This is a genomic window from Duganella sp. OV510, assembly GCF_900100205.1.
Lineage (GTDB): Bacteria > Pseudomonadota > Gammaproteobacteria > Burkholderiales > Burkholderiaceae_D > Rugamonas.
In genome coordinates this window covers 140,208-163,139 of record NZ_FNEQ01000003.1, presented here as the reverse complement: position 1 = coordinate 163,139, position 22,932 = coordinate 140,208, and the positions used below count along the sequence as shown (strand labels likewise).

Genomic DNA, 22,932 nt, shown 5'->3' with positions numbered 1-22,932 from the left:
GACGGAGTCTGAAATGGGCAATTACAGCAATGATGAGCAGCGCTGGGCCGCCGTGCAGCAGCGCGACGGCAGCGCCGACGAGGTGTTCTGGTATTCGGTGCGCAGCACCGGGGTGTACTGCCGTCCGTCGTGCGCGGCGCGGCCGGCCTTGCGCAAGAACGTAGCGTTTCACGACAGCCGCGCGGCGGCCGAAGGCGCCGGTTTCCGGCCCTGCCTGCGCTGCAAGCCGGACCAGCCGCCGCTGGCCGAGCGCCAGGCCGCGATCGTGGCGCAGGCCTGCCGCCTGATCGACGAAGCCGACGCCGATGCCGTGCTGGATCTGGACCGCCTGGCGCTGGCGGTGGGCGTCAGCCGCTTCCACTTCCACCGCATGTTCAAGGCGGTGAGCGGGATTACGCCGAAAGCCTACGCCAACGCGGCGCGCGCCCGGCGCGTGCAGCATGGCCTGGCGGCGCAATCGTCGGTGACCGATGCGATGTATGCGGCCGGCTTCAACTCCAGCAGCCGCTTTTACGCGCAATCGCCGGCGGTGCTGGGCATGAAGCCAAGCGCGTTCCGCGCCGGCGGCGCCGGCGAGCAGATACGCTTCGCGATCGCCGAGTGCTCGCTGGGGCCGATCCTGGTGGCCAGCACGCAGCAGGGCATCTGCGCGATCCTGATCGACGATGATCCGGATTTCCTGGTGAAGGATTTGCAGGACCGCTTCCCCAAGGCCGAATTGATCGGCGCCGAGCCGGAATATGAGCAGGTAGTGTCGCGCGTGGTCGGCATGGTCGAACGGCCGTCGGTGGGGCTGGAGCTGCCGCTGGATGTGCGCGGCACCGCATTCCAGCAGCGCGTGTGGCAGGTGCTGCGGGCGATCCCGTCCGGCCGCCGCGTCACCTACGCCGAGCTGGCGGAACTGGCCGGCGTGCCGCGCGGCGCACGCGCCGTCGCCAGCGCCTGCGCGGCAAACGCCATCGCGGTAGCGATACCGTGCCACCGCGTGGTGCGTAACGACGGCAGCATCTCCGGTTACCGGTGGGGCGTCGACCGCAAGGCGGCGCTACTGAACAGGGAGGCAGGCAATGAGTAACAGCGAACTGGATTTCGGCGACACGGCGGCGGAGCGCAAGCCGCGCACGACGCCGCCGTTGGCGCCAGCCCGGGTTGCCGCAGACGCGACCGCACCGTCCAGCGCCGCTGCACCGCAGCCAGGCGAGCGCAAGACGGCGGCGCTGCCGCAACCCGCTGCCGATCCGCAACTGGCCGCCCGCCGGGCTGTCGGCGCGGCGGCAGGCATCGCCGTGCATGTGGCGGGGCTGGACTGGCAGGCCATCGGCGACGAGCTGAATGCGCAAGGCTACGCCATCCTGCCCGGCATGCTGGGCGCCGAAGAATGCGCGGCGATGGCAGCGCACTATGCGCAGCCTCAGATGTTCCGCAGCCGCGTGGTGATGTCGCAGCACGGCTTCGGCAGCGGCGAGTACCAGTATTTCCGCTACCCGCTGCCATCGATGATCGCCGCGCTGCGCAACGCCCTGTATGGCCCGCTGGCCGTCATCGCCAACCGGTGGCACGAACTGATGGACCTGCCCGAGCGCTTTCCCGCCGAGCACACCGACTTCCTGGCCCGCTGCCACGCCGCCGGCCAGCAGCGCCCGACGCCGCTGCTACTGCAATACCAGTCCGGCGACTACAACTGCCTGCACCAGGACCTGTACGGCGACCACGTCTTCCCCTTGCAAGCCGCCGTGCTGCTCAACCAGCCCGGCAAAGACTTTGAAGGCGGCGAATTCGTGCTGACCGAACAGCGGCCGCGCATGCAATCACGCGTCGAAGTCGTACCGCTGAAACGCGGCGACATGGTCATCTTCGCCGTCAACCACCGTCCCGTGCAGGGAACGCGAGGCATCTACCGCGTCAACCTGCGGCACGGCGTCAGCCGGCTGCGGGCCGGAACCCGCCACACACTAGGCATCATCTTCCACGACGCCAACTAAACAAAACCGGGGTCAGTTCTGCCAAACGTACACGAGCTCAGCTGCAAGGCAGCTGAGCTCGTGTACGTTTGGCAGAACTGACCCCGGTTTTAGGTCTGGATGGTTTTTTGGGTTTGGTAGAGGCGGGCGTAGATGCCGTTTTGGGCCAGCAGGGCTTCGTGGCTGCCGGATTCGGCGATCTGGCCGCGATCCATCACGACGATGCGGTCGGCGTTTTCAATCGTTGACAGGCGGTGGGCGATGACCACCGTGGTGCGGCCTTTCATCAATACTTCCAATGCTTGCTGCACCAGGCGCTCGGACTCGGTGTCCAGCGCGCTGGTGGCTTCGTCGAGGATCAGGATCGGCGCGTTCTTGTACAGCGCGCGGGCAATCGCCAGGCGCTGGCGCTGGCCGCCTGACAGGCGCAAGCCGTTTTCGCCGACCGGCGAGTGGTAGCCTTCCGGCTGGCGGACGATGAATTCATGCGCATGCGCGGCGCGCGCGGCTGCTTCGATGCGTTCCATCGACGGCTGCGGATCGCCATAGGCGATATTCGCCGCCAGCGTGTCGTTGAATAGCACCACGTCCTGCGACACCAGCGCGATCTGCTGGCGCAGCGAGGCCATGGTGTAGTTGCGCAGGTCAACGCCATCCAGCTGGATGCTGCCACCGCTGACATCATAGAAGCGCGGCAGCAGGCCGGCCAGCGTGGTCTTGCCGCTGCCCGAGCTGCCGACCAGCGCGACGGTTTCGCCGGCAGCGATGTCCAGCGACACATGGTCCAGCGCAGGACGCGCATCCGGCGCCAGCAGCGCGCCGTCGGCGCCGCGATAGTGGAAACTCACGTCCTGCACCGACAGCTGGCCGGCCGCGCGCGTCACCGTGTGGCGTCCCTGGTCGGCTTCCGATTCCATGTCTATCAGGCTGAACACCGACGAGGCGGCAGCCAGCCCGCGCTGCATCGGCTCATTAATCTTGGTCAGGTTCTTGATCGGCGACTGCATCGCCAGCAGCGCCACCAGGAAGCCGACAAAGTCACCCGCCGACAGCGCGCCAGCCTGGTTGCGCAGCAGTGCGAAATAAATCACCGACGACAGGGTGATACCGAGCAGCAGCATGATCAGGCCCGAGTTCAACGCCGACGTGGCCGAATGCTTCACCGCCAGATGGCGATTCAGCTTGACCACCTGGTCGAAGCGGGCCTGCTCATATTGCTGGCCGCCGAAGATCTTCACCACGCGCTGGCCGCTGATGCTTTCGTCCAGCACATTGGTCAGCTCGCCCATCGCCGCCTGCGCGCTGCCGGCCAGCTTGCGCATGCGGCGGCCGGCGAAAATGACGATGCCGGCCACCAGCGGCATCAGGCAAAGGCAGTACACCGACAGCTGCCAGTCCGCCAGGAACATGGTGATCAGGTAGCCCACCACCAGCACCGACTCGCGCACTGCCACGGTGAACACGGTCAGGCCGGCCTGCGCCACCTGGGCGGCGTCGAAGGCCACGCGCGACAGCGTGGTGCCGGTCGAGGTCTGGTCGAAATAGCTGTTTGGCAGGCGCATGATGCGGGTGAACATCAGTTCGCGCAGATTGGCTTGCACCCGGCTGCTGAGCCACGCGCCGCCGTATTCGCCGGCAAAGCTGGACACCATGCGCAGCATCGCCAGCGCCAGGATCGTCACCGGTATCGCCCACAATGCTGCTTGTCCGGCACTCTGCGGCGCCAGCTTGCCCAGCAGCGCCTGCACGTTCGCCATCATGCCGTGCGCCGGCGCCTTGGCCATGCCCAGCGCCTGGCCCTGGCCCAGGGTGTCGACCACGTTCTGCAACTGGTTCAGCAGCAGCACGTCGGTCAGCGCCGCCACGCCGATCGCCAGCAGGGTGACGACGGCGATCCACGCGTAGGGACGAAATTCCTTGATCAGGCGGAGGTAAAGGAGGCGGCTGGACACTGTTTGTTCACATGGGAGAATGCTGGAAGCCTGCATTGTACCTGTCCCGCAACTGAATTCCCGCTGTTTGCCTGATACACTCTGAATCTTGCACCGAATGGAGAACCTGATGCGCCACACCCTGTTGATCGCCGCCCTGCTGGCGGCCCTGCCAGCCTATGCCGACACCATTATCGACCGTGCCAACGGCTACACGCTGAATGGCGCCGGCCAGCTGCAGCGCTTTACTTCGCTGGCGTTCGATGACCTGGGCCGCATTGTGGCGGTGGGCAGCGAGAAGGAGACGGCGGCGGCGCTGCCGAAGGCGGATCACATCGACGTGCAGGGCCGCACCGTGCTGCCAGGCCTGATCGACGCCCATGGCCATGTGTTCGAACTGGGTGAAATCGCTTCCGGCGTTGAGCTGTACAGCCCGAACTCGCTCAATAGCGCGGTGCGCACGGTGGCGGAATTCGCCCGCAGCCACCCGAAAAACGCCTGGATCGTCGGTTTTGGCTGGAACCAGGAGAACTGGAAACTGGGCCGCTTCCCGACCGCCGCCGAGCTGGATGCGGTGGTCAACGACCGGCCGGTCCTGCTGCACCGGGTTGACGGCCACGCCATCTGGGTGAATACCAAGGCGCTGGAAATGGCCGGCGTCACGCGTGACACGCAGGATCCGTCCGGTGGCAAGATCGAGCGCGACGCCAGCGGCAAGCCGACCGGCGTGCTGGTCGACGCGGCAATGGAACTGGTCAACCGCGTGGTGCCGCTGCCAACGCCGGCCGAGGCGCGCGCCACGCTGGACGTGGCGCTGCAATCGCTGGCCAAGGTCGGCCTGACCAGCGTGCACGACGCCGGCATCAAGGTGGCGCAGGACGATATCTACCGCGACTACGCCGATCACGGCAAGCTGACCACCCGCGTGTACGCGATGATCGGCGACACCGCCTCCGATTTCGACGAGCTGTCCAAGGACGGCCCGTTGCAGTCGTATGCCAATGACGTGTACGCACTGGCCGCCGTCAAGCTGTATTCGGACGGTGCGCTGGGCAGCCGTGGCGCGGCGCTGCTGGCGCCATACTCCGACATGCCGTCGACCCAAGGCCTGCTGTTCTACCCGGACGCCGAAATGCGCGCCAAGATGAACAAGGCGATGAAGGCCGGCTACCAGGTCAACATCCACGCCATCGGCGACGCCGGCAATCACCAGATCCTGGACGCCTACGCGCAGCTGATCCCGCAGTACAAGAACATCGCGCTGCGCCACCGCATTGAACATGCGCAGGTGGTGACGCCGGAGGACATCCCGCGCTTCAAGCAGCTGGGCATCATCCCGTCGATGCAGCCGGCCCACGCCACCTCCGACCAGAACATGGCCGAGCAGCGCGTCGGCCACGAACGCATCAAGGGCGCCTACGCGTGGCGCACCTTCCTTGACCAGGGCTCGAAGATCGCCTGCGGCTCGGACTTCCCGATCGAATCGCCGAATCCATTTGAAGGCCTGCACGCGGCAGTCACGCGGCAGAACAATGCCGGCGTGCCGGTCGGCGGCTGGTACAAGAACCAGGCGATGACGTTGACCGAAGCCTTCCGCTGCTTCACGCTGGACGCCGCCTACGCCGCCAACCAGGAAAAGGTCATCGGTTCGCTGGAAACGGGCAAGTGGGCCGACTTCATCGTGCTTGACCGCGACATCTTCAAAATTCCATCGGAGCAACTAGGCAAGACCCAAGTGCTGCAAACCTGGATGGGCGGCAAACGGGTGTACAAAAAATAGGCAGCGCAACGGGTTGACTTGGTTGTCTATACAACTTATGCTGTGATGATTCCCATTCATCGCAGCAGGAGACCTTATGAGCAGCCAATTCGACAACGATCCCCGTTACGACGCCAGCCGCGATATCCGCGCGCCGCGTGGCCCTGAACGCACCTGCAAGAACTGGGGCGCGGAGGCAGCCTACCGCATGATCCAGAATAATCTGGACAAGGAAGTGGCGGAGAATCCCAAGCACCTGGTGGTCTATGGCGGCATCGGCCGCGCTGCCCGCAACTGGGCGTGCTACGACCAGATCCTGGCCTCGCTGCGCGAGCTGGAAGACAATCAGACGCTGCTGATCCAGTCCGGTAAGCCGGTCGGCGTGTTCCAGACGCACGAGGATGCACCGCGCGTGCTGATCGCCAATTCCAACCTGGTGCCGAAGTGGGCCAACTGGGAACACTTCAATGAACTGGATCGCAAGGGCCTGTTCATGTACGGCCAGATGACGGCCGGTTCGTGGATCTACATCGGCACGCAAGGCATCGTGCAAGGCACCTTCGAAACCTTCGCCGAAGCGGGTCGCCAGCACTTTGGCGGCGACCTGAAAGGCCGCTGGGTGCTGACTGCGGGCCTGGGCGGCATGGGCGGCGCGCAGCCGCTGGCCGCAACCATGGCCGGCGCGGTGTCGCTGACCATCGAGTGCCAGCAGAGCAGCATCGACTTCCGCTTGCGTACCCGTTACCTCGACAAGCAGGCCGCGTCGATCGACGAGGCGCTGGAGCTGGTCAAGCAGCACAAGGCGAATGGTGACGCGATCTCCATCGGCCTGCTGGGCAATGCCGCCGACGTGCTGCCGGAACTGGTACGCCGCGCGCAGGCCGGCGGCCTGGTGCCAGATATGGTGACCGACCAGACCTCGGCGCATGACCTGATCAACGGCTATCTGCCACAAGGCTGGAACGTGGCCGAGTGGAAGGCGGCGCAGCAGGATGTGTCGCGTCACGCGGAACTGAAGGCCGCCGCCACCGCTGGCTGCGCGGTGCACGTGCAGGCGATGCTGGACTTCCAGGCGCTGGGCGCCAAGGTGGTCGACTACGGCAACAACATCCGCCAGGTGGCGTTTGACCACGGCGTGAAGAACGCGTTTGATTTCCCCGGCTTCGTGCCAGCCTATATCCGCCCGCAGTTCTGCGAAGGCCGTGGCCCGTTCCGCTGGGTGGCGCTGTCCGGCGATCCGGAAGATATTTACAAGACCGACGCCAAGATCAAGGAGCTGTTCCCGCACCACGCGCAGGTGCACCGCTGGCTGGACATGGCGCGCGAGCGCATTGCCTTCCAGGGCCTGCCGGCGCGCATCTGCTGGCTGGGCCTGGGCGAGCGCCACATCGCCGGCCTGGCGTTCAATGAGATGGTGCGCAACGGCGAACTGAAAGCGCCGATCGTGATCGGCCGCGACCATCTGGACACCGGCTCGGTCGCCAGCCCTAACCGCGAAACCGAGGCAATGAAGGACGGCACCGACGCCGTCTCCGACTGGCCGCTGCTGAATGCCTTGCTGAACACCGCCGGCGGCGCCACCTGGGTGTCGCTGCACCATGGCGGCGGCGTGGGCATGGGCTACTCGCAGCACTCCGGCGTGGTGATCGTGGCCGATGGCACCGACGCCGCCGCCAAGCGCCTGGCGCGCGTGCTGGTCAACGACAGCGGCTCAGGCGTGATGCGTCACGCCGATGCCGGCTATGAAACCGCAGTAGCCTGCGCCAAGCGCAATGGCCTGAACCTCCCTATGGTCCGATAGGACGGGAGGGCGCCCCTGCATGGTCGCCCCGTTCCGCAGGCGGGCGGCAGGCCGCCCGAATTCCCTGCTCCACCTATGATTAAATGAGTTTGACTATGAACCTGATTCTGAAACCTGGCGCGATGACGCTGTCTGAACTGCGCTCCGTCTGGACCTCCGCCGCGCCGCTGTCGCTGGCCGCCGAAGCCTATCCGGTCATCGAAGCATCCGCCGCCGCTGTGCGGGCGATTGTCGCCAAGGGCGATGCCGCCTACGGCATCAACACCGGCTTCGGCCTTCTGGCCAAGACGCGCATCCCGGACGAGAAGCTGGAGCAGTTGCAACGCAACCTGATCCTGTCGCACTCGGTGGGCACCGGCGAGCTGATGTCGGACGCCGTCTGCCGCCTGATTCTGCTGATGAAGATCGGTAGCCTGGCGCGCGGCTATTCGGGCGTGCGCCCGCTGATTATCGACACGCTGATCAAGTTGTACAACGCCGGCATCATGCCGGCGATTCCGGCCAAGGGTTCGGTCGGCGCCTCGGGCGACCTGGCGCCGCTGTCGCACATGACGCTGGCCATGCTGGGCGTGGGCCAGGTGCGGGTCAATGGCGTGCTGATGGAAGCGGTGGACGCGCTGAAAGCCGCCGGTATCGAGCCGGTGGTGCTGGCCGCGAAAGAGGGCCTGGCGCTGATCAACGGCACGCAGGTATCGACCGCGCTGGCGCTGCATGGCCTGTTCATGGCCGAGCGCCTGCTGGAAGCCGGCATGGTGGCTGGTGCGTTGTCGCTGGATGCGGCCAAGGGCTCGGATTCGCCGTTCGACGCGCGCGTGCATGAAGTGCGCGGCCAGCCGGGCCAGATTGCGGCCGCATCGATTTATCGCCAGCTGGTGTCCGATAGCGCGATCCGTGCATCGCACCTGGTTGGCGATGAGCGCGTGCAGGACCCATACTGCCTGCGCTGCCAGCCGCAAGTAATGGGCGCTTGCTGGGACATCATCAACAACGCCGCGCGCACGCTGCTGATCGAGGCGAATGCGGTGACCGACAATCCGCTGCTGTTCAAGGATGGCGAGTTATCGATCGTGGTCTCGGGCGGTAACTTCCACGCCGAGCCGGTGGCCTTTGCCGCCGATACGCTGGCGCTGGCGATTGCGGAAATCGGTTCGATCTCGGAGCGCCGCGTATCGCTGCTGATTGATGCGACCTTGTCCGGCCTGCCGCCGTTCCTGGTGCGTGATCCGGGCTTGAACTCGGGCTTCATGATCGCGCACGTCACCGCTGCTGCGCTGGCGTCGGAGAACAAGTCGATTGCGCATCCGGGCAGCGTGGATACCATTCCGACCTCGGCCAACCAGGAAGACCATGTCAGCATGGCGACCTACGCGGCGCGCCGGCTGGAAGACATGGCGCAGAATACCGCGACCATTGTCGGCATCGAGCTGCTGGCGGCGGCGCAGGGCATCGATTTCCACCGTCCGCTGACAACCTCGCCACACCTGGAGCATGTACATGCGCAGTTGCGCGCGAAGGTGCCGTTCTACGAGGAAGACCGTTTCTTCGCGCCGGACATCGAGGCGGCCAAGGGCATGGTGTTGCGCGGCGAGTTGAGCGCATCGTGCAAAGAGTTGTTCACGGCGCTGCATCCGTAAGGAGAACCGGGCATGGATTATCAGTTCAAAGCAGGCAGCATTCCCTTGCTGGTGTCCATGCCGCACGTGGGCACCGATATTCCCGACGATGTGCTGGCGACGATGACGCCTGACGCCGTCGACAAGCAGGACACCGACTGGCATCTGGTGCGCCTGTATGAATTCCTGGGCGAGATGGGCGCGTCAACGCTATCGGCGCGCTGGTCGCGCTATGTGATTGATCTGAATCGCCCACAGGAGAATACCAATCTGTATCCGGGGCAGGACACGACTGGCCTCTGCCCGGTCGATACCTTTCATCGCGAACCGCTGTATCTGGAGGGCCGTACGCCGGACGAGGCAGAGGTGCGGCGCCGCTTGCAAGCGTACTGGAAGCCGTATCACGACCAGCTACGCGCGGAGCTGGACCGCCTGCTGGCGCTGCACGGACGCGTGGTGCTGTGGGATGCGCATTCGATCGCATCGCACGTGCCGCGCTTCTTTGACGGCAAACTGCCGGACCTGAACTTCGGCACGGCGGATGGCAAAAGCTGCGCGAGCAGCCTGACCGACGCCGTGGTGGCGCGCGTGGATGGCGGCTATACGGTTGCCGTTAACGGCCGCTTCAAGGGTGGCCATATCACGCGCTTCTACGGCGAGCCGGCAAAGGGCGTTCACGCGATTCAGCTGGAAATGTGCCAGTCCACTTATATGGATGAAGATGCGCCGTATGGTTATCGCGCCGATCTGGCCGCGCAGGTGCAGCAGCCGCTGCGCGCGATGATGCAGGCCGCCGCCGACTGGGTGCGCGCATGAACAAGCTGTTTGCGCGCTACGCCTTGCTGCCTGATGGCTGGGCAAAAGATGTGCTGATCGAATGGGACGCCGCCGGCGCCATCACGGCGGTAACGCCTGGCGCCACAGCCGAGACGGGCATTGCGGCGCCTCCGGGCGGGGCCGCCGGCGCGGAGACGGTCGAGTATGCGCTGCCCGGCATGATTAACCTGCACTCGCACAGCTTCCAGCGCGCGCTGGGTGGTCGCACCGAAAAAGCCGGCGACAGCAAGGACAGTTTCTGGACCTGGCGCGACCTGATGTACCGCTTCGCGCGCAACATCACGCCGGAACATATCGAAGCGATTGCCGCGCAGCTGTTCAGCGAATGTCTGCGTTACGGCTATACCTCGCTGTGCGAATTCCATTACGTTCAACGCGCGCCGGATGGGGCGATGTATCCGCGTCCGGCGGAAACGGCCGAACGGGTGATTGCCGCCGCACGGTTGACCGGAATCGGCGTGACCATGCTGCCGGTGTTGTATAGTTATTCCGGCTTTGGCGAATTGGCGCTGAAACCGGAGCAGCAACGCTTCAAGACCGATGCCCAGGATGTATTGCGCATCATGGAAGCGCTGGAGCCGCAGCGCGATGCGCAGGTGGAAGTCGGCTTCGCGCCGCACTCGCTGCGTGCGGCCTCGGTGGCGCAAATTGACGAGGTGCTGGCGACGCTGCCGAAACAGCGCCCGGTACACATCCACATCGCTGAGCAGCAGGGCGAAGTGCAGCAGTCGCTGAGCTGGAGCGGGCGCCGGCCGGTGCAATGGCTGCTGGAGAATGTGCATGTGGACCAGCGCTGGTGCCTGATCCATGCCACGCACCTGGCGGACGATGAAGTCAGCGGCATTGCGCAAAGCCGGGCGGTGGCGGGCCTGTGCCCGACCACGGAAGCGAATCTTGGCGATGGGCTGTTCCCGCTGGAGAGCTTCCTGGCGCAGGGTGGCGTGTGGGGCATCGGCAGCGACAGCCATGTGTCGCAAAGCGCTGTGGAAGAATTACGCTGGCTGGAATATGGGCAGCGCCTGCAACATCAGCGCCGCAATATCGCGGTGTCCGATGGGCAGCGCAACGTGGCGGACTTCCTGTGGCAGGGTGCCTTGCGCGGCGGCGCGCAGGCGGCGGGACGGCCGGTCGGCGCGCTGGCGCCGGGCCATCGCGCCGACATTCTGATATTGGACGACACGCATCCGAATATGTTTGGGTTGGCGCTGGACGAGGTACTCGGCAGCTTTGTCTTCAGCGGCAACGACAATCTGGTCAAAGACGTCATGGTCGGCGGCCAGTGGGTAGTGCGCAACCAGCAGCACGTGGCGCAGCAAGCGATCGCTGCGCGCTTCAAGCAGACCTTGGCCGAACTGAGGGAGTTCCGATGACCCAGCTGATCCAGTATGCAAGCCTGCGTGCCGCGCCGTGGAAAAACGGCGGCGGCAGCACCACCGAAATCGCCATCTCGCCAGCCGGGACTGGCTTCGAAGATTTCGACTGGCGTGTCAGTCTGGCCACCATTGCGCAGGATGGCCCATTCTCCGTATTCCCCGGCATTGACCGCTCGCTGGCGCTGGTCGACGGGGAGGGCGTGTTGCTGGATTTCGGCGACGAGCGCTTTGTGCTTAGCCCGAGCGAGCCGTTGATCGAATTCGCCGGCGAGGACGCGGTGCACGCCACCGTCACCGGCCAGCACACCACTGACTTCAATGTCATGACGCGCCGTGGCCAGTGCCGCCACCGGCTGGAACTGCTGATGGTGAAGGGCACGCAGGCGCTCAAGCGCCGCGCCGGCACCACGCTGCTGTTCCTCGCCGACGGTGAAAGCCTGACGCTGAGCAGCACGCGCGAACGCATCGCCATGGTCCGCTACGATACGGTGGTGCTGGAGGCGGACGAAGACTGGACGCTGGAAGCGCAACAGGCCACCGTGCTGGTGGCCGATATTATCCGTAACTGAGCATCCGCAATTGAGAAAGCAAAGCATGTGGGACGTGTTGTTTACGAATGTCCATCTGGCTACGATGGTCGATGGGTATGGCGAAGTGCGCGATGCGGCCATCGCCGTCAAGGATGGCCGCATCGCGTGGCTGGGGCCACAGGCTGAACTGCCGCAAGGCGCGCAGGCGGTTACGGTGCATGATGGCGGCGGCAGCTGGCTGACGCCGGGACTGATCGACTGCCACACCCACATCGTCCACGCCGGCAACCGTAGCGACGAATTCGAGGCACGCCTGAACGGCGCCACCTATGAAGATATTGCCCGCGCTGGCGGCGGCATCATGTCCACCGTGCGCGCCACACGCGCGGTGTCGGAGGACGAGCTGCTAAGGCAAAGCCTGCCGCGCGTTTTCAGCTTGCTGGAGGAAGGCGTTACCACGCTGGAGATCAAATCCGGTTACGGCCTGACGCTGGAATCGGAAGCCAACATGCTGCGCGTGGCGCGCCGCATCGGCCGCGAACTGCCGCTGCGCGTTTCTGCCACTTTCCTTGGCGCGCACGCGCTGCCGCCGGAGTTTGCCGGCCGCGCCGACGACTATGTCGACGCAGTCTGCAAGATGATCGCGCCGCTGGCCGCCGAAGGGCTGGTCGACGCGGTGGATGCGTTCTGCGAGCGCATCGGCTTTTCGCATGAACAGACTGAGCGCGTGTTCAAGGCCGCGCAGACGCATGGCTTGCCGGTCAAGCTGCATGCGGAACAGCTGTCCGACCAGCGCGGCGCGGAGCTGACGGCGCGCTACCAGGGCCTGTCGGCAGACCATCTGGAACATCTGACGCAAACCGGCATCGATGCCATGGCCGCTGCCGGCACGGTGGCGGTGCTGCTGCCCGGCGCCTACTACTTCCTGCGCGACACCACGCCGCCGCCAGTAGCGGGCTTGCGCGCGGCCGGCGTGCCGATGGCGGTATCGACCGACTGCAATCCCGGTACCTCGCCGATGACGTCGCTGCTGCTGGCGATGAATATGGCGTGCACGCTGTGGCGCCTGACGCCGCAGGAGGCGTTGGCTGGCGTGACGCTGCACGCGGCGCAGGCGCTGGGGCTGCACGCGGAAATCGGCAGCCTTGAAGTGGGCAAGCGCGCCGACTTTGCGCTGTGGCGCATCGCCCGACCGGCCGATCTGTCGTATGCCATTGGCCTGAATCCATGCCGTGGTGTCGCCAACGCCGGCAAATTGCGCTCGCCGGTCATCTAAAATATCTTCGCTTCCTGGTTGTTTCGGTTACATTAACCGGATGTCATCCAAGGAAGCATTATGTTCGTCCTGAATTCCCTGCGCGCCGCTGTGCTGGCGGCGCTGAGTGTGAACGCGCTGGCGCAGGAACCCACGCCGCCGACGCCACCGGTTCCGCCTGCGCCGGATGTGCCGGTGGTGGCCACCGCGCCGCTACAGGCGCCTGCCACGCCAACGCCGGTGCCAACGCTGGTGCTGCCAACGGCGGCGCCACGGCCGTTCATCGACCTGGTGCGCGGCGCCGCGCATTTGCCGGGCTTCCTGGGTTTGTACCGGAAAGACGAGAAGGTGTGGATCGAGCTGCGGCCGGAGCAGTTTGACCGTCCGCTGTTCATGTCGGTGAACATGCCGAACGGGATCGGTGAGCGCGGTATCTACGGCAGCCAGATGGGCCTCAGCCAGGTGGTGATTTTCCACCGCATCGGCAACCTGGTGCAGATGATCGCCAAGAACGTGGACTTCAGCGCCAAGGGTGGCACGCCGCAGGCGCGCGTGGTGCAGCAGGCATTCTCAGACAGCCTGCTGGCGGTGGCGCCGGTGGTCAGTGGGCCGCATCCGCAATCGAAGGCGATCCTGGTGGAAGCCAATGCGCTGCTGCTGGGGGATATCCCATCGATGACCACGCGGTTGGAGACGGCGTTCCGTATGCCATATGCGATGGATGCGCGTAACAGCAGCTTCATGACCATCCGCGCTGACGACAACATGACCGGCTTGCAGGTCAACGCGCACTTCTTCGTGCCGCGCATTGCAGCGCGGCCGGCGGTGGTGCCGACGGTGCCGTTGCCGATTGCCTCGCCGCCGACCACGCTGCCCGATCCGCGCAGCATGTTCCTCGGCTTTTATTACAGCTTTATGCCGCTGCCGGCGCAGGCCATGCACAGCCGCCGCGCGGACGACCGCATTGGCCATTTCGTCAGCACCAGCCAGGATTTTTCCGACGATGTGACGCCGACGACGGCGGTACATTTGGTCGAGCGCTGGCGGCTGGAGAAGAAAGATCCAGCGGCAGCCGTATCGGAGCCGGTGCAGCCGATCACCTATTGGATCGATGCCAATGTGCCGGAGAAGTACCGCGAGTCGGTGCGGCAGGGCGTGCTGGCCTGGAACGACGCCTTTGAGCGCATCGGTTTCAGGAATGCGATCGTGGTGAAGCAGCAGGCAGCCACCGATACCTTCGACACCATGGATGCGCGCCACGCATCGATCCGCTGGTTTGTCGGCGCCGATGTTGGCTTTGCCATCGGTCCGAGCCAGGTCGATCCGCGCAGCGGCGAGATTCTCGATGCCGACATCGGCATGTCCGATGTGTTTGCGCGCGGCGCGCGGCGCATGGTGGGTGAGGACAGCTTCGATCTGTCACCACCGCCAACCGGCGAGGCGCGCTGCGATTACATGCACGAATCGGCGCAGGAGATGGGCTTTGCGATGGATGTGCTGGAGGCGCGCGGCGAACTGGAAATGGGCAGCCCGGAGGCGGATGCGGTAGCGCAGGCATATGTGAAGTCGGTCATCATGCACGAGGTGGGGCATACGCTGGGCCTGCGTCACAACTTCCGTTCGTCGACCATCTACACGCTGAAGCAGTTGCAGGATCCGGCGTTCACCAGGAAGAATGGCCTGGCTGGTTCGGTGATGGATTACACGCCGTTCAACCTGTCGCTGAAGGGCGAGAAGCAGGGCGAGTATGTGCCGTCCACGCTGGGGCCTTACGATTATTGGGCGATCGAGTATGCCTACAAGCCTGTCGATCCGGCGCATGAGAAGGAGGAATTGGCGAAGATCGCTTCGCGTTCCAGCGCGCAGGAGCTGGCCTTCGGCACCGATCAGGATGCCAACGGCTTCAATATGGACCCGGACGTGAATGTGTTCGATTTGGGCAGCGATCCGCTGTCCTACTTCCAGCGCCGGCTGACGATATCGCGCGAGCTGTGGGACCGTGTGCAGACGCGCACGCTGAAGCCGGGCGAAAGCTACGAGGTGCTGCGCCGCAGTTTTGATTATGGCTTCCAGCAGTTTGCGCGCACCTTGCCGGTGGTGGTCAAGTATATCGGCGGCGTGACCTATCTGCGCGATCACGCCGGCACAGCGCGTGCGACGTTCACGCCGGTGTCGCTGCCGCGTCAGCGCGAGGCGTTGCAGATGCTGACCAGCAGCTTGTTCAAGGCGGACAGCTTCCAGTTTTCACCGGAGACCATCAGCCGACTGGGTGCCGACAATTTCACGCCGCGCCTGCGTCAGGATGTCTCGGTCGGCACGCGTGTGCTGTCCTTGCAGGCGGCTGCGCTGGATCAGTTGATGTCGGATGGCGTGGCGGTGCGGTTGATCGATTCGCAGGAAAAGCTGGCGGATCGCAAGCTGGCCTTGAGTCTCGCCGAGCTGTATGGCTCGGTGCAGCAGGCGGTGTGGAGCGAGCTAACATCCGGCAAGGATATTGGCGGCATGCGGCGCAATCTGCAACGCGAGCATCTGAAGCGGCTGGTGGCATCGCTGGTGCGCGTGTCGGTGCCGACACTGGCCGATGTGCGCAGCCTGCAACGCGAGAATGCCTTGCAGCTGCAACGCGATGTGCGCGTGGCGATGGGCCGGCCGATGAGCCGCGAGGCGAAGGCGCACCTGTCGGAGACATATGAATCGCTGACGCAGGCGCTGAAGGCGTCGATGTTGCGCGCGGGGGCTTGACGATGGTGCGACGATGGTTGGCCGTGCTGGCCTTGTTGTGGGCTGGTGCGGCGGTGGCGGCAGATACACTGCATATCGGTTCCAAGCGTTTTGCAGAGTCCTATATTCTGGGCGAGATGCTGAAGCAGGTGGCGGCGCCGCATGCGCAGGTCGAGCATTTGCAGGGACTGGGCAATACGGCGATCGTGCTGGCTGCTTTGCAGGCGGGGCGCATCGATGTGTATCCGGAGTATGTGGGGACGATCGACCTGGAGATTCTGAAGCACGCGCAGCCGACTTCCATGGAGCAGATCCGCAAGGAGCTGGCGGTCATGGGGCTGGGCGTGGCGGTGCCGCTGGGCTTTAACAATACTTATGCGCTGGCGGTGCGCGGTGGGACGGATGCGCCGCGCAAGCTGAGCGAGCTGGCCGGACGCGATCTGAAGTTCGGGCTGTCGCATGAATTCATCGGCCGCGTGGATGGGTGGCAGGGGCTGGCGCAGCGCTATGGCCTGGCGCAGCGGCCGGAGGGGCTGGATCATGGCATCGCTTACGAGGCATTGAAGCGCAAGCAGGTCGATGTGATCGATGTGTATTCGACCGAGGCGCGCATAGCGCAGTATGGCCTGCGGGTGCTGGAGGATGATCGTAGCTATTTCCCGCGCTACGATGCGGTGCTGCTGTACCGGCTGGATGCGGCGAAGCGCTTTCCGGCGGCATGGAAGGCGATCGGGCAGCTCGAAGGATGTATCAGCGAGCAGGACATGATTGCGATGAATGCGGCGGCCGAGATCAATGGCGTGAGCTTTGACCGCGTGGCGCGCGACTGGCTCGCCGCGCATCCGCTGCCGGGCGCTGATGTGGCGAATGCACCGGCTGCCGCAGCTGCTGCGGCGACGGAGCGCGCCAGCATGCGAACTGCCGTCGTTTCTGCGGAGTCGAAGCGTGCAGCCAGTGTGCCTGCCGTCGTTTCTGGGGAGTCGGAGCGCGCAGCCAGTGCGCCTGCCGTCGTTTCTGCGGTGTCGGAGAGCGCAGCCAGTTTGCCTGCCGTAGCGTCGGAGCGCGACGCCAGCGCATCCTCGCCAGACGGCGGCGTCGCGCCGGCCGCGCGCGCGAGCCTGCTGGCGAAGATCTTCGATCAGAACCTGTGGCGGCTGACGCGTCAGCATCTGACGCTGGTGCTGCTGGCTGTCGCATTGGCGTGCGTGATCGGCGTGCCGCTGGGCGTATTGGCGGCGGCGTTGCCGCGCCTGCGGCAGTTCGTCCTCGGCCTGACCGGCGTGCTGCAAACGATTCCTTCGCTGGCCCTGCTGGCGTTGCTGATCCCGCTGCTGGGCACCATCGGCACCGTGCCGGCCTTGGTGGCGCTGGTGGTGTACGCGCTGTTGCCGATCGTGCGCAATACCTGCACCGGCTTGCTGCAAGTCTCGCCCGGCCTGATGCTGGCGGCGAAAGCGCTCGGCCTGCGGCCGGCGCAAAGGCTGATCCATATCGAATTGCCGCTGGCGTTGCCAGTGATACTGGCCGGCGTGAAGACGGCGGCGGTATTGAGTGTCGGCACCGCCACCATCGCCGCCTTCATCGGCGCCGGCGGCTACGGCGAACGCATCACCATCGGCCTTGCATTGAACGACAACGATATGCTGCTGGCTGGGGCTATCCCCGCAGCAATATTGGCATTGCTGACACAAGGCCTGTTCGAGTTGCTCGAACGCACGGTGATTAACAGACAGCGGCTTTCTGTAAAGTCGCCGTAATGATTTGTAAGGTGTGCCGCAGGCGCCAGAACGGCGGGATATAGTGAATCCGTTGATTCAATCTCCCTCCCACTGACAACGGGTTTCAGCCCATCCAGCGCGTGCCGCTGGGTGGGATTTTTTTACGCCTGCGCCGACAGCTGCGCCAGCGCATCGCCGGTAACGCGGCAGATGCGCCAGTCCGGCATCACGGTTGCGCCCATGCCTTCGTAGAACTTGATGGCATTGGCATTCCAGTCCAGCACCGACCATTCGAAGCGGCCGCAGTCGCGCTCCACCGCCAGCTGCGCCAGCGCCACCAGCATCTGCTTGCCGTAGCCCTTGCCACGTTGCGCCTGCTGCACGTACAGGTCTTCCAGGTACAGGCCTTTCTTGCACAGGAAGGTGGAGAAGTTGTGGAAGAACAGCGCGAAGGTGACCACTTCGCCGCCGGTCTCACCGACCAGCGCCTCGCACATCGGCTTGTCGCAGAACAGGCTGTCGTGCAGCATGGCTTCGTTGGCGACCACCATGTGCTCCAGCTTTTCAAACACGGCCAGCTCGAAGATCATGCCGAAGATGGCAGGGATGTCGGCCGGCGTCGCCGGGCGGATGGTCAGTTCGGAAGTACTCATCAGGTCTATGTGGTAGTGGAAGAAGTGGGTTGCAGCGCCCAGGCGACGCTGGACAGGCAGAGTATCATGCCCAGCCATTCCATGGCTCCGGGGCGATAATGTTCCAGCTGGATCGACAGCAGTACGGAAATCACCGGCGTGACGACGCCGATGTAGACTGCCTTGTCCGAGCCGATGCGGTGGATCAGCGTAAAGTAGGCGGCAAACGCGATCACCGATCCCAGCAGCGACAGCCACAGTAGGCCGGCCCAGTATTTGGCGGTGGATGGCATGACAAAATGCTGGCCGGTAAGCAGCACGTACAGCGCCACCAGCATGCTGCCCCACAGCATCGACCAGGCCATGGTCAGCAGCACGTTATCGGATTGCTGGCGCACCTTGACCACCACCAGATTGCCGACCGAACTGGCGATGGTGGCGCACAGCGCCAGGATCAGGCCCAGCAGGAAATGGCCGTTGCCGCCGCTGTTGATCTCGGCCCAGGCATCATGGATGGCGTGGAAGAACAGCAAGGTTACGCCGCAGATGGCGACGCCGCCGGCGGCCCAGGTGCGCCAGCCCAGCGCGTTGCCGAAGACCAGGCGGTTGAGTAACGGATTCCAGAATACCATCAGCGCGAACAGCACGGCCACCAGGCCGGACACCAGGTATTGCTCGGACGTGTAGGTGCAGATGTAGCTGAGCGCGAAGGTGGCAGCACCCTGCAACATCATCCAGCGCTGCGCGCGCCAAGGCAGCAGCAGGCGGTCGCCGCGAATGGCGCACCAGGCAAACAGCACGGCCGAGGCCAGCGCAAAGCGGTAGACCACGGATACCGCTGGCGCCACATCGCCCAGTTGCAGCGTGATGGCGAAGAAAGTGGAGCCCCAGATCAAACAGGCGATGGTGAATAGCAGTGGAGAGGACATCGAACGAGTATAGCTGGGTGGGGTGTATCTTGCCTAGCGGCTAATATTTTGTTGCGACGCAACAGCTTGTAGATAAAGTTGTATCGGAAGTGTAAATTCAGCGGTGCATGCAGAAAGTCCAAGTATAGTGAAATGACACCTTATTCTTTTTGCCGGAGAGCGTCATGAGCACCGCGCTGCAAATCAAAGTCGTCACGCTGTTGGGCTACGTCGCCCTGAGCACCGCTTTGGTGCTGATGCTGTCGGACGACCAGATGCAGGGCGCGGCGCACGCCCTGTTCTACGCCTGGTTCCACTAATCAATAGGCCAGGTGCAGGCGGCGATACAGAAAGCTCAGTACGAACAGCGGCCCGATCAGCAGGAAACGCAGGTCTTCAAAGAACGACGGCTTCTTGCCCTCGATCTTGTGGCCGATGAACTGGCCTATCCACGCCAGCACGAAAATCGCAAGCGACAGCGGCAGGATGGCTGCCTGCGGTAGCGCGGCCAGGATCGACAGCATCACCGCTGCCATCATGAACATGCCTACCGCGAACGGCTTCGACAGCCGCAGGTAGTACCACATCGAACCGGCGGCAAAGGCGAAGGCGACCAGCGGATGCAGCGACCATAGCAGGCCGAGCAGGGTGAACATGATGACCGGCACGCAGACGAAGTGGATCAGTTCGTTGGTGGGATGGAGGTGGCTTTCGCTGTACTTGGCCAGCAGCGTATCGATGGTACGGTGTTGCGGCATGGTGGTCTCCTGTCGTTATGGCGCGGTCTGTGCCGCCAGCAAATTCTACACCTGAACGCTACAATGGGGCATGAATGCCACTCCCTCCACTTCCACTGCGCTGACCGGCCTGGCGCCAGTGCTCAACGCACAGACGCGCATCCTGATACTGGGCAGTTTCCCTGGGGCGGCATCGCTGGCGGCACAGCAATACTATGCGCATCCGCGCAACCTGCTGTGGCCGATTCTGTCGGTGCTGACCGGCGAGCCGCTGGCGGATCTGCCGTATGCAGAACGCCTGCCGCGCCTGCTGGCGCATGGCTTCGGCTTGTGGGATGTGCTGGGTGCCTGCGAGCGCGAAGGCAGTCTGGACTCCGCCATCCGCAAACCCGCCGCCAACGATTTCGCCCGCCTGCGCGAGCTGTGCCCGCTGCTGGAGACGGTAGGCTTCAACGGTCAAACCTCCGGCAAGTTCGCCCCGCAGTTTGCTGCCCAAGGCTACCGTACGCTGGTGCTGCCGTCGACGTCACCCGCTTACGCTTCGCTGACATTGGCGCAGAAACTAGAGTGTTGGAAACTGCTGCTTTAGTTTGCCTGTGCCACCTTGTCTGCGTCAAAGTGCATTTGCATGTCTGCCCATCAGGTTTGTTTTTTACCAAGTCTAGCTGAAGCAAGATATGTCAGTCGACATGAAACTTGACGGGATAATTATTTCCATGCGTTAATATGTCATTCTTGATAATATGCGGAGCAACACATGTGGAATGTGGCCGTCAGCTACGATGATCCCGGCAACTTCATGGCCGACAAGGCGCTGTTCACCGGCGCGATTCAGTCGGTCATCGGCTATCTGAACCAATTCATCGTTGGCAATACCACGCTGAATGTGGCGGTGTCGGTCAGCGCCACCTCCACCGGGCGCTTTGCCGGCAATGGCGCGGTCACGCTGGATTACACGGCGGATGGGTTGAACTATCTAGTTGCGCAGGCGGCCAAAGAGCTGGCAGTCGGCAGCAACCTGAATGGCAGCGCGGCGGACCTGACCATCTACGTCGATCCCGGCAGCAGCTACTTCCAGGGACTTAGCTTTACCACCGCCGCCTATGACAGCGCACGGACCGTGCCGTCCGATAAAACCGATGGCATGTCGGTACTGCTGCATGAATTAATGCATGGACTGGGCATCAATTCCTATCGCGATCACCAGACACTGGAATTCATCGACAAGAACCGCATGCTGTGGGACAAGTATGTGTACCAGCAAAACGGCAAGCTGTATCTCGACTCGCCGTCGCTGGCCGCGCATGGCATTGATGCGCTGGATGTCACCAGCACCTCGGCGACGCAGAACGTGTCCCACATCGGCGATGCCAGCAACCTGCAAGAGGGCTATCTGGACGACATCATGAACGGCCTGTATTTCTACCTGGGCCATCAGTACCGGATCAGCCAACTGGACTTGTTGATCCTTCAAGACCTCGGTTACGCCGTGACCATTCCCGACGGCCTGGCCTTGTCTGACTCCAGCCTGACCGGGAAAGGCGTGATTGTACCCAGCGTGGCGGCCGACGCGGCGCGTGCCGCGCTCACAGGCAATGTGCTGCACCTGAGCGGCACGGCGGCGGCCGGCGCCACCACCAGCGTGCTGGAGCACAATACCTTGCTGGCGCAAACCAAAGCGGACGCTAATGGCAATTGGACGCTGGATGTGGTGATCGATCCGTCACGCGCAAGCAGCACGCTGGTGGTGCGCGACGGCAGCCATGTGGCCGACAGCGCGCCGGTGGCTGTGGTGCGCAGTGGCGACACCGGTTTGCAACTGAGCAGTTCCAAGCTGTATACCCATCTGCTGGGCGGCGCCCACGATGATGTCCTCACCGCCGCCGTGCGCGGCCTCAGTATGGATGGCGGTGCCGGGCTGGACCGGGTGGTGTATGCGGAAACGCGGGCCGCCAATACGATTGTGCAGCAGGCCGATGGCAGCTTCCGCGTGGCTCACGGTGCGGCCAGCGATACCCTGACCGGCATCGAGCGGGTGCAGTTCAGCGACACCATGGTGGCGCTGGATACCGGCGTGGACGGCATTGCCGGGCAGGCTTACCGGATTTACCAGGCGGCCTTTAACCGCACCCCGGATACTGACGGCCTCGGTTTCTGGATCAATGTGATGGACCATGGCGCCACGCTGGCCCAGGTGACGCAATCGTTTGTCGCTTCGGCGGAATTCCGCGACCTGTACGGCGCGCAGCCGAGCAATGCCGAGATCCTGACGCGCTACTACCAAAACGTGCTGCACCGCGCGGCGGATCAGTCCGGCTTCGATTACTGGCTGGATGTGATGGATCACCGCGGCGGCAGCGCCGCCGCCGTGCTGGTCGACTTCGGCCAGAGCGAGGAAAACGTCGCCGCGCTGGTGGGCGTGCTGCAGAACGGCGTCAGCTACACGCCTTACGGTTGATCGGCCACCACTACGCGGACCGTGGATTCCAGATAATCCTGGAATCCCATGTCCAGGTAAAGCTGGCGGGCGGGGTTGGCGCGCATGACGTGCAGGAACGAGCGGTCGCCAAGCTGCTGGTGGCGGTGCAGCAGCTTGCCGATCAGCTTCTTTGCCAGTCCGCGCCCCTGGTAGTCCGGGTGGGTGCAGACTCCGCTGATTTCGCAGTAGCCTGGCGCGCGCAGGCGTTCGCCGGCCATGGCCATCAGCCGCTCGCCGTCGAAATAGCCGAAGTAATCACCCAGCTCGATGGTGCGGATGCCGAACGGGCCGGGCTTGCACAGCGTCGCCAGTGCCAGCGCCTGCTGCGCGTGCTCGGGACCTAGCGGGCGGGCATCGGGCGCCGGATCTGCCGCCGGCGTGGCGCCCGCCCACAGCATGCGGAACATGGTGGTTTCGGCGTCGATGCGCCAGCCGGGCGGGACGGCGCCGCGCCAGCCGTCGCAATAGAAGGTCTCGCCCGGCGTCACCCAGGGCGCCAGCGCGGCCAGGTCCGGTGCTGCCGGATCGGCGAAAGCGATGATGGGCGAGAAGCCGTGGGTGTAGCGGCGGATCGTGTCGGTGCCGCTGGACCATTGCCGGTGGGCGCCATCGAGGGCGTGCCAGAAAATGTTGTCCATGACCGAAGCTTGATCCATCGCCTTGCCTTGTGTGTTGGT

Annotated in this window: 19 protein-coding genes; 14 read left to right on the top strand and 5 right to left on the bottom strand. The window is 64.2% G+C overall.

Annotated elements, in window-relative coordinates; genetic code table 11:
• The first annotated feature begins 13 nt into the window (after nt 1-13).
• Both ada and BLS51_RS10560 read left to right on the top strand, forming a co-directional pair.
• Nucleotides 14-1,075, top strand: coding sequence for a bifunctional DNA-binding transcriptional regulator/O6-methylguanine-DNA methyltransferase Ada (gene ada, locus BLS51_RS10565; protein ID WP_090182994.1), 1,062 nt, complete (start codon nt 14-16; stop codon nt 1,073-1,075).
• Nucleotides 1,068-1,982 carry a 2OG-Fe(II) oxygenase gene (locus BLS51_RS10560; protein ID WP_229207542.1) on the top strand — a complete coding sequence of 305 codons (915 nt, stop codon included), beginning with the start codon at nt 1,068-1,070 and terminating at the stop codon, nt 1,980-1,982. The genes ada and BLS51_RS10560 overlap by 8 nt, the downstream gene beginning before the upstream one ends.
• Before the next feature lie 89 nt (nt 1,983-2,071).
• On the opposite strand, the gene msbA is transcribed toward BLS51_RS10560, so the two are convergent.
• Nucleotides 2,072-3,913 (bottom strand): lipid A export permease/ATP-binding protein MsbA, encoded by a 1,842-nt coding sequence (msbA, locus tag BLS51_RS10555; RefSeq protein ID WP_090182996.1) that lies wholly within the window; start codon nt 3,911-3,913, stop codon nt 2,072-2,074.
• Nucleotides 3,914-4,010: 97 nt separating this feature from the next.
• Between msbA and BLS51_RS10550 the strand changes: the two genes are divergently transcribed.
• The 9 genes from BLS51_RS10550 (at nt 4,011) to BLS51_RS30180 (ending at nt 17,538) form a co-directional block, all read left to right on the top strand.
• Nucleotides 4,011-5,672, top strand: a complete 1,662-nt coding sequence (locus tag BLS51_RS10550; RefSeq protein ID WP_090182998.1) for an amidohydrolase — start codon at nt 4,011-4,013, stop codon at nt 5,670-5,672.
• Between the two features lie 76 nt (nt 5,673-5,748).
• Nucleotides 5,749-7,452: a urocanate hydratase gene (gene hutU, locus BLS51_RS10545; RefSeq protein ID WP_090183000.1), complete on the top strand. Its 1,704-nt coding sequence runs from the start codon at nt 5,749-5,751 to the stop codon at nt 7,450-7,452.
• A gap of 95 nt (nt 7,453-7,547) precedes the next feature.
• Nucleotides 7,548-9,086: a histidine ammonia-lyase gene (gene hutH, locus BLS51_RS10540; RefSeq protein ID WP_229207544.1), complete on the top strand. Its 1,539-nt coding sequence runs from the start codon at nt 7,548-7,550 to the stop codon at nt 9,084-9,086.
• Between the two features lie 12 nt (nt 9,087-9,098).
• Complete coding sequence (gene hutG / locus BLS51_RS10535) at nt 9,099-9,881, top strand: N-formylglutamate deformylase (RefSeq protein ID WP_090183004.1); 783 nt, start codon at nt 9,099-9,101, stop codon at nt 9,879-9,881.
• Nucleotides 9,878-11,272, top strand: coding sequence for a formimidoylglutamate deiminase (locus BLS51_RS10530; RefSeq protein ID WP_090183006.1), 1,395 nt, complete (start codon nt 9,878-9,880; stop codon nt 11,270-11,272). Before hutG ends, BLS51_RS10530 begins: the two co-directional genes overlap by 4 nt.
• Nucleotides 11,269-11,844 carry a HutD/Ves family protein gene (locus BLS51_RS10525; RefSeq protein ID WP_090183009.1) on the top strand — a complete coding sequence of 192 codons (576 nt, stop codon included), beginning with the start codon at nt 11,269-11,271 and terminating at the stop codon, nt 11,842-11,844. The genes BLS51_RS10530 and BLS51_RS10525 overlap by 4 nt, the downstream gene beginning before the upstream one ends.
• Nucleotides 11,845-11,869: 25 nt before the next feature.
• The gene (gene hutI / locus BLS51_RS10520) at nt 11,870-13,081 is read left to right on the top strand and encodes an imidazolonepropionase (RefSeq protein WP_090183011.1); all 1,212 of its coding nucleotides are present in this window, start codon (nt 11,870-11,872) and stop codon (nt 13,079-13,081) included.
• A 60-nt stretch (nt 13,082-13,141) separates the two neighbouring features.
• Nucleotides 13,142-15,802: a zinc-dependent metalloprotease gene (locus BLS51_RS10515; RefSeq protein ID WP_090183013.1), complete on the top strand. Its 2,661-nt coding sequence runs from the start codon at nt 13,142-13,144 to the stop codon at nt 15,800-15,802.
• Nucleotides 15,803-15,804: 2 nt separating this feature from the next.
• Nucleotides 15,805-17,538: a glycine betaine ABC transporter substrate-binding protein gene (locus BLS51_RS30180; RefSeq protein WP_229207545.1), complete on the top strand. Its 1,734-nt coding sequence runs from the start codon at nt 15,805-15,807 to the stop codon at nt 17,536-17,538.
• Nucleotides 17,539-17,660: 122 nt separating this feature from the next.
• On the opposite strand, the gene BLS51_RS10500 is transcribed toward BLS51_RS30180, so the two are convergent.
• On the bottom strand, nt 17,661-18,152 hold the full coding sequence (locus tag BLS51_RS10500) for a GNAT family N-acetyltransferase (protein WP_090183015.1): 492 nt from the start codon (nt 18,150-18,152) through the stop codon (nt 17,661-17,663).
• 5 nt (nt 18,153-18,157) lie between these two features.
• Nucleotides 18,158-19,060 (bottom strand): DMT family transporter, encoded by a 903-nt coding sequence (locus BLS51_RS10495; protein ID WP_090183017.1) that lies wholly within the window; start codon nt 19,058-19,060, stop codon nt 18,158-18,160.
• Between the two features lie 164 nt (nt 19,061-19,224).
• Between BLS51_RS10495 and BLS51_RS30430 the strand changes: the two genes are divergently transcribed.
• Nucleotides 19,225-19,359 (top strand): hypothetical protein, encoded by a 135-nt coding sequence (locus BLS51_RS30430; protein WP_255369057.1) that lies wholly within the window; start codon nt 19,225-19,227, stop codon nt 19,357-19,359.
• Here the strand turns inward: BLS51_RS30430 and BLS51_RS10490 are convergent, their stop codons facing one another.
• Nucleotides 19,360-19,797: an Mpo1 family 2-hydroxy fatty acid dioxygenase gene (locus BLS51_RS10490; protein ID WP_090183019.1), complete on the bottom strand. Its 438-nt coding sequence runs from the start codon at nt 19,795-19,797 to the stop codon at nt 19,360-19,362.
• Between the two features lie 70 nt (nt 19,798-19,867).
• Here BLS51_RS10490 and BLS51_RS10485 point away from each other — a divergent pair, with 70 nt between their 5' ends.
• The gene (locus tag BLS51_RS10485; RefSeq protein ID WP_090183021.1) at nt 19,868-20,365 is read left to right on the top strand and encodes a DNA-deoxyinosine glycosylase; all 498 of its coding nucleotides are present in this window, start codon (nt 19,868-19,870) and stop codon (nt 20,363-20,365) included.
• Between the two features lie 168 nt (nt 20,366-20,533).
• Nucleotides 20,534-22,234, top strand: a complete 1,701-nt coding sequence (locus BLS51_RS10480) for a DUF4214 domain-containing protein (RefSeq protein WP_090183024.1) — start codon at nt 20,534-20,536, stop codon at nt 22,232-22,234.
• Here BLS51_RS10480 and BLS51_RS10475 read toward each other — a convergent pair.
• Nucleotides 22,225-22,911 (bottom strand): GNAT family N-acetyltransferase, encoded by a 687-nt coding sequence (locus BLS51_RS10475; RefSeq protein ID WP_090183026.1) that lies wholly within the window; start codon nt 22,909-22,911, stop codon nt 22,225-22,227. The genes BLS51_RS10480 and BLS51_RS10475 overlap by 10 nt on opposite strands.
• Between the last annotated feature and the right edge of the window lie 21 nt (nt 22,912-22,932).